Annotated in this window: 8 protein-coding genes; 2 read left to right on the top strand and 6 right to left on the bottom strand. The window is 66.8% G+C overall.

From position 1 onward, the window contains the following. Positions 1-156: 156 nt before the first annotated feature. From ACO6D5_RS05565 to ACO6D5_RS05550, 4 genes are all read right to left on the bottom strand, one after another. Positions 157-300 carry a DUF2474 family protein gene (locus tag ACO6D5_RS05565; protein ID WP_315526335.1) on the bottom strand — a complete coding sequence of 48 codons (144 nt, stop codon included), beginning with the start codon at positions 298-300 and terminating at the stop codon, positions 157-159. A gap of 8 nt (positions 301-308) precedes the next feature. Further along, positions 309-1,316 (bottom strand): cytochrome d ubiquinol oxidase subunit II, encoded by a 1,008-nt coding sequence (gene cydB, locus ACO6D5_RS05560; protein ID WP_485824817.1) that lies wholly within the window; start codon positions 1,314-1,316, stop codon positions 309-311. Positions 1,317-1,320: 4 nt separating this feature from the next. Continuing rightward, positions 1,321-2,757 (bottom strand): cytochrome ubiquinol oxidase subunit I, encoded by a 1,437-nt coding sequence (locus tag ACO6D5_RS05555; protein ID WP_485824816.1) that lies wholly within the window; start codon positions 2,755-2,757, stop codon positions 1,321-1,323. A 301-nt stretch (positions 2,758-3,058) separates the two neighbouring features. Next, positions 3,059-3,754, bottom strand: a complete 696-nt coding sequence (locus ACO6D5_RS05550; protein WP_315526228.1) for an alpha/beta fold hydrolase — start codon at positions 3,752-3,754, stop codon at positions 3,059-3,061. A 214-nt stretch (positions 3,755-3,968) separates the two neighbouring features. Here ACO6D5_RS05550 and ACO6D5_RS05545 point away from each other — a divergent pair, with 214 nt between their 5' ends. After that, positions 3,969-4,643 (top strand): FCD domain-containing protein, encoded by a 675-nt coding sequence (locus ACO6D5_RS05545; RefSeq protein WP_315526231.1) that lies wholly within the window; start codon positions 3,969-3,971, stop codon positions 4,641-4,643. Positions 4,644-4,658: 15 nt separating this feature from the next. Here ACO6D5_RS05545 and ACO6D5_RS05540 read toward each other — a convergent pair whose 3' ends face one another. Continuing rightward, on the bottom strand, positions 4,659-5,540 hold the full coding sequence (locus tag ACO6D5_RS05540) for an EamA family transporter (protein WP_485824815.1): 882 nt from the start codon (positions 5,538-5,540) through the stop codon (positions 4,659-4,661). 19 nt (positions 5,541-5,559) lie between these two features. Continuing rightward, positions 5,560-6,177 (bottom strand): nitroreductase family protein, encoded by a 618-nt coding sequence (locus ACO6D5_RS05535; RefSeq protein ID WP_485824814.1) that lies wholly within the window; start codon positions 6,175-6,177, stop codon positions 5,560-5,562. A 140-nt stretch (positions 6,178-6,317) separates the two neighbouring features. On the opposite strand from ACO6D5_RS05535, the gene ACO6D5_RS05530 reads away from it, so the two are divergent. Next, the coding region (locus ACO6D5_RS05530; RefSeq protein ID WP_485824813.1) for a LysR family transcriptional regulator at positions 6,318-6,946 on the top strand (629 nt) is incomplete at its 3' end.

Genomic DNA, 6,946 nt, shown 5'->3' with positions numbered 1-6,946 from the left:
CGCCCCAAGGCAAAAAGCGCCCCCTCGGGGGGCAGCAAGCACGCGCAGCGTGTGCGGCGTGGGGGCCCTTTTTGCCGCCGGGCCGCCCCAAGGCAAAAAGCGCCCCCTCGGGGGGCAGCAAGCACGCGCAGCGTGTGCAGCGTGGGGGCGCTCCCTTCACAGTGACATCCCGATGGCGCGCATGATCAGGCGCAGCGCGTAGGCGGTCAGGCCCAGCGCGGCGACGCTGCCTGCCCAGATCAGCGCCAGCCACAACAGACGGCTGCGCCATGACGGCAGCGGGTGAGCGGGGCGGTGCATCGCATTCATCAGTGGAACTCCTCGCCAGTGCGGACCTTGCCGCGGAAGACGTAGTACGACCAGGCGGTGTACATCAGGATAATGGGAATGATCAGCAAGGCTCCCACCAATGCGAAGCCCAGGCTTTGCGGTGGCGCAGCTGCGGTCCAGATCGACACGTCAGGTGGGATGATGGCGGGCCAGATGCTGATGCCCAGGCCGCTGTAGGCCAGGAACACCAGGCACAGCGACAGCATGAAGGGCCCGGCGGCGGGCATGCCGCGCACGCGGCGCATCAGATCGAAGCCGGCGGCCGCCACCAGCACCGGCACCGGGAAGAACCAGAACATGTTGGGCAGGCTGAACCAGCGCTGGGCGATCTGCGGCTGCGCAAGGGGCGTCCAGATGCTGAGCACGGCGATGACGGCCAGCAGCGCCAGCGTCAGCGGCCGGGCGATGTCGCACATGTGGCGGTGCAGGCGGCCCTCGGTCTTCATGATCAACCAGGTGCAGCCCAGCAGCGCGTAACCCGCCAACAGCCCCAGGCCCGTGAAGATCGAGAACGGGCTGATCCAATCCCAGGCGCCGCCCTGGTAGGCGCGGTCGACGACCGGGATGCCTTCGATGTAGGCGCCCAGCGTCACGCCCTGGAAGAAGGTCGCGCACACCGAGCCGAACACGAAGGCGCGGTCCCACAGCGGGCGGTGGTGCTCGTCGGCCTTGAAACGGAACTCGAACGCCACGCCGCGAAAGATCAGGCCCAGCAGCATGAAGACCAGCGGCAGGTGCAGCGCGCTGAGAATGACGGAGTACGCAAGCGGAAACGCCGCCATCAGGCCTGCGCCGCCCAGCACCAGCCAGGTCTCGTTGCCGTCCCAGACGGGCGCCACGGTGTTGACCATGACGTCGCGTTCGTCGCGGTCGCGGATCAGCGGAAAGAGGATGCCGATGCCCAGGTCGAAGCCATCCATCACCACATACATCATCACGCCGAACAGGATGATGACGGCCCATATCAGTGCAAGATCGATGCCCATGGCCTCAGACTCCTGAATGCTTGCGTTGCGCGGGTTCGGTGCCCGCCAGGGTGGACGCGGCGGACAGCGGGCGCGACGGCTGGCGCGGTTCGCCCGGCCCGCCGGACAACGGCGCGTGGCCCGGCGCGGGGCTGGGGCCCATGCGGATCAGCCGCAGCATGTACGACACGCCGGCACCGAACACCAGCAGGTAGACGACCACGAACAGGGCAAGTGTCAGCGTCAGCTCACCCAGGCCGTGCGGCGTGGCCGCATCCGCCGTGCGCATCACGCCATAGACGATCCAGGGCTGGCGGCCAATCTCGGTGACATACCAGCCGGCCAGCATCGCGATGATGCCCGACGGCCCCATCCACAGCGCGAACCGCTGCAGCGCGCGCGATTCATACAGGCGGCCGCGCCAGCGGGTCCACAGCGCCCAGCCCGCCAGCAGGATCATCAGCGTGCCCAGCCCGGCCATGATGCGGAACGACCAGAACACCACGGTCGCGTTGGGCCGGTCTTCGGGCGGGTACGACTTCAGTCCGGGGAACTGGCCGTCCCAGCTATGCGTGAGGATCAGGCTGCCCAGCCGCGGCACGTTCAATGCAAAGCGTGTTTCTTCGCGCTCCATGTCGGGAATGCCGAACAGCGTCAGCGGCACGCCCGCGCCCGGCTCGTTTTCCCAATGGCCTTCGATGGCGGCGATCTTGGCGGGCTGGTGCTTGAGGGTGTTCAGCCCGTGGATATCGCCTACCACCGCTTGCAGGGGCGCAACCAGCAGCAGCATGCCCATCGCCATCGCAAACATCTTCTTCACGGCCGGGCTGCGGTCACCGCGCAGCAGGTGCCAGGCGCCGGAGGCGCCGACCATCAGCGCGGTGGCCAGGAAAGCGGCGATGCCCATGTGCGCCAGGCGGTACGGGAACGAGGGGTTGAAGATCACGGCCAGCCAATCGGTGGGCACCACGCGGCCGTCCAGGATTTCGTAGCCGGCGGGCGTCTGCATCCAGCTGTTGGAGGCCAGGATCCAGGTGGCCGACACCAGTGTGCCCAGCGCCACCATGATGGTCGAGAAAAAGTGCAGGCCCGGCCCTACGCGCGACCAGCCGAACAGCATGACGCCCAGGAAGCCGGCTTCCAGGAAGAAGGCGGTCAGCACTTCATAGGCCAGCAGCGGTCCGGTGACGCTGCCGGCAAAATCGGAGAAGAAGCTCCAGTTCGTCCCGAACTGATAGGCCATCACCAGGCCGGACACCACGCCCATGCCGAAGTTGACGGCGAAGATCTTGGTCCAGAAATGGTAGAGGTCGCGATAGACGGTTTTCTGCGTTCGCAGCCACAGGCCTTCCAGTACGGCCAGATAGCTGGCCAGGCCGATGGTGATGGCGGGGAAAACGATGTGAAAAGAAATGGTGAAGCCGAACTGTATTCGGGCAAGCAATAGCGCGTCGCTATCCATAGCGGTCTTCCTGACTTCGTCGCCGGCGCGAGGGTTCCGTCACAAGACGGCATGCGCAGACGGGTGTTGAACCTGCACCACGAAGTTAGGATATGTGCGCTGATTGGTACAGATTCAGAATATGCGAAAAAAAGCGGATCAGATTGGGCAAAACCGTGTGCTACCGCGTTCCCTCATAGGGGAAAAGCTGGCAGCTCAGTTTTTTTAGATTGGCTTGCGTTACAAAAAAGACAGTACAGATAGCGGGGTGCGTCCCCTGGTCCGGTCGCGAAGGGAAGGCAGGCCTTCCCTTTCCGCACGATTAGCTTGCGCAGGCTTGCGCGGCCTCGTCGATCAAGGCGGCGACTTGCGCCGCGCGTGACGCAAGCGAGGCATGGCTGGCATCCAGCGTGATCACCTTGCGGGCTTGCATCCGGTTGGCCATCCGGGTCTGGTTTTCGGGGGCGATCATGCGGTCCTGGCTGGATATCTGGTACCACGACGGCTTGTTGCGCCAAGCGGGCGTGGCGACGGTGTCGCCGAAGGTGCTCGCCAGCGGCGCCTTCTGGGTAATGCCCATGACCAGCCCTTCATCGGCCGGCAGGTCCTGGCAGAAGCTCTCGTGGAATTTGTCCGCCCGGACCCACAGGTAGCCGTCGCTATCGGGGGCCAGATGGGGGGCGGCGGCGGGCAGGTGTTCCTGCGTGATACCGCCGGGGCTTTCGCCGGCGTCCGGGGCGAATGCGGCGATATAGACCAGGCCTGCGACGTTCGGCGCGTTGCCGGCTACGCTGATGACGGCGCCGCCATAGGAGTGGCCCACCAGCAGGACGGGGCCCTTCTGCTGCGCGATCATCTTGCGCGTGCGTTCCGCGTCATCCGCCAGGGAGGTCAACGGCATGTCTACGGCGTGCAGATCCTGGTAGCCCTTGCGCGACAGTTCCAGGATGACGCGGGCCCAATGGGCCGCGCCGCCCCAGAAGCCGTGGACCAGGATGATGCTGGGTTTGCTGCTCATGATGTGTCTCCAGTGGGGCAAGAGCAACGATCATGCCCGGGAAGCGTGCGCCGCATCATCAAATTTCGCTATCGCGGCGCGGGCTTGCGAATGCCAATAGGCGCTGTGCAATCGCCAGCGTTGCCCGCTAGGCTACGATGGGGGCCCGCCCGCCGGAGCAACCATCCACATTGGCGCAGGCCCCCGCCCATCGCCGTAGAGACACCCGATCGTCATGAGCATTACCCAGAAGAAGGGCTCGCCCAGTCCAGCCCAGGCGTTGCCGCACCGGATCCGCGATCAGCTGCGTTTCGATATCTTGACCGGCGCCTTGCCTGCGGGCACGCCGCTCAAGCAAGATGAACTGGCCGCCCGTTTCCAGGCCAGCCGCATCCCGGTGCGCGAGGCGCTGCGTCAACTGGAAACGGAGGGCCTGGTGGCGTACCCCCTGAACCGGGGGGCGGTCGTCATCCGCATGGACGTGGATCAGATCTGCGAATTGCTGGATATCCGTATCGCGCTGGAAGGCTATGCGGTGCGCGCCGCCGTGCCGAACATGGCGCGGGCCGACCTGGAGGCCCTGGAAGCCCTGCTGCGCGCCTACGACGAAGCGGATTCCGTGCCGGATCGGGTGGACGCGATACGCCGTTTCCACCTGGCCTTGTGCGCCCCGGCGAACAACACGCGCCTGCGCCGGCTGATCGAGGAATACGGCCTGAACACGGCCCGCTACACGTACGAGTCGATGTCGCAGGCCGTGGGCATGGACCGCCCGCAGGGGGACCACCATCGCATCCTGGAAGCCTGCCGCAAGCAGGACGGCGAGTTGGCGGCAAGCCTCGTTCAAGCGCACATCCTCGAGACCAGGAAGAACCTCGTCGCCATGCACCGCATGCGGCAAGACGGCTGACGCAGGCGCGGCCGGTCAAGGGGTCGGCCGGGCGGCCAGCGGCGCGGCCGGCAGCCGCTGGGCGCGCTGGCTCAGCCACACGCTGGCCACCACGATCGCCATGCCGGCCAATTGCGCGGCGGTGAGGCTTTGGCCCAGCACGCCCCAGCCCAGCAGCACGGCCGAAATCGGGCTGAGAAAGCCCAATGACGACACCACCGCCGGTTCCAGCTTCGAGACGCCGCGGAACCACAGCACATAGGTCAGCGCGGCGCCGATCAGCCCCAGATAGGCCAGGCCCGTCACGTTCAGGGCGGTCAGCGGCGGCAAGGCGGGTTCGGCAAGCAGCGCCACGGGGAGCAGCAGGATGCCGCCAGCGGTCAATTGCCAGGAGGTGAAGGTCAGCGCGGACACGGGCGGCTGCCAGCGGCGGCTAAGCACGGTGCCCAGCGCCATGGACGCGGCGCTGGCCAGGCCGGCGGCGATGCCCACCGGATCCAGCGTGGCCTTGGGCGTCAGCACCAGCAGCGCGACGCCTGCCAGGCCGCTTAGCGCCGCCACCACGGACAGGCTGCGGATCGGCGAACCCAGCAGCGCGCGGGCCAGCAGGATCACCACCAGCGGCTGGACTGCGCCCAAGGTGGCGGCCACGCCGCCGGGCAGGCGGTACGCGGCAACGAACAACAGCGCCCAGAACACCGAGAAATTCAGTGCGCCCAGGATGAATGCCCGCAGCCACCAGACGCCCTGCGGCAACTGGCGCACGGCCAGCAGAAGCAGGATGCCGGCGGGTAGCGCACGCAGCATGGCGACGGTCAGCGGATAGTCCGCTGGCAGCATCAAGGTGGTGACGACGTAGGTGCTGCCCCAGATGGCGGGCGCCAGGGCGGTCAGCAGAAGATCGGAACTGCGGCTCATGAGGGCGCTCCCGTTTGGCTCAAGCCAGCTCAAGCACGTCGGATACCGGGCGCCGCGGCTTCTGCGGCCAATTGGCCGGCGTGGCGTAACCCATGGCGACCAGCATGACCGGCACTTCGTCGGCCCGCAAGCCGAACGCGTCGGCTACGCCCGCCGGGTCGAAGCCGGTCATGGGGCTTGCGGACAGCCCTTGCGCCTGGCCTGCCAGCATCAGGGTGGACGCGCCGAACGTGGCGCTGCGCACGGCTTCGTCCCGCTGGGTCTGCGGCGCGTCGGTGTAGAGCTGGCTGGCGGCGGCCTCCCAGGCCGGGATCATGCCGGCGGGCATGAAGCCGGCCGCGACGGACGGCTGCAGGCGATCGGCCGTCCAGGCGGCCTGGGGCAGCACGCCCACCACGATGAACGTCACGGCGGCGTCGGTGACTTTGGGTTGGTTCCAGGCCAATTCGCGCAGGCGCCGTTTGCCGGCGTCGCTGCGCACGGCGATGAAGCGCCAGTTCTGCAGGTTGAAGGCGGTGGGCGCCCGGGTCGCCCAGGAAATCAGCGTGTGGATATGGGCGTCTTCCAGGCCGCGGGCCGGGTCGAAGAAGTTGGCGGAATTGCGGGCGGCGATGGCGTCGGTCAGCGGGTGGCTCATGGTGTGGGTCATCCAATCGGTAGGGGTGTTGGCGGCGGCATCTACGCGTTGCCGGATCCATGCCCACAGGCTAATTGAATCTCCGGGATATGATAATATCCATTCCGTTCGCAATATCATTCACTGTAGGTGAACAATCAATGGATCATCTGACGGCGCTGAGGGTGTTCAGGCAGGTCGTGGAGCAGGGCGGATTCGCGTCCGCGTCGCGCCAGTTGGGTTTGTCGCCCGCCGCCGTCAGCAAGAACATCGCCGAGCTCGAACGCCATGTCGCGGCGCGGCTGCTGAACCGCACGACCCGCCGCATGAGCCTGACGGAAGCCGGCACGCGCTATTACGAGCAGGTCGCCCGCATCCTGGACGATCTGCAAGAGGCCGAACAATCGCTGGGCCCCATGCAGCGCGAACCCGCGGGGCTCTTGCGCGTCAGCGCACCGATGTCGTTGAGCCTGCTTCGCATCTGCCCCGCCGTCCCCGCATTCCTGGAACGCTATCCACAGGTGTCGCTGGACCTGAACCTGGAAGACCGGCGCGTCGACATCGTGAAGGAAGGTTTCGATCTGGCGATCCGCGGCACCGACCGGCTGGAAGACTCCAGCCTGGTGGCCCGAAAGCTGATGACGCTGGATCACGTACTGTGCGGGGCGCCGTCTTACTTCCGGCGCGTGGGCGTGCCGGCGTCGCCCGAGGCGGTGCGGGGCATGGAGCGCGTGCAGTTCACGTTGTCGGGCCACGCCGATGAATGGGTCTTCACGCGCGCGGGGCAGAC

Source organism: Achromobacter sp., from assembly GCF_057314935.1.
Note: the sequence above shows the minus strand (reverse complement) of the source record. Positions and strands in the feature narration are given on the sequence as shown.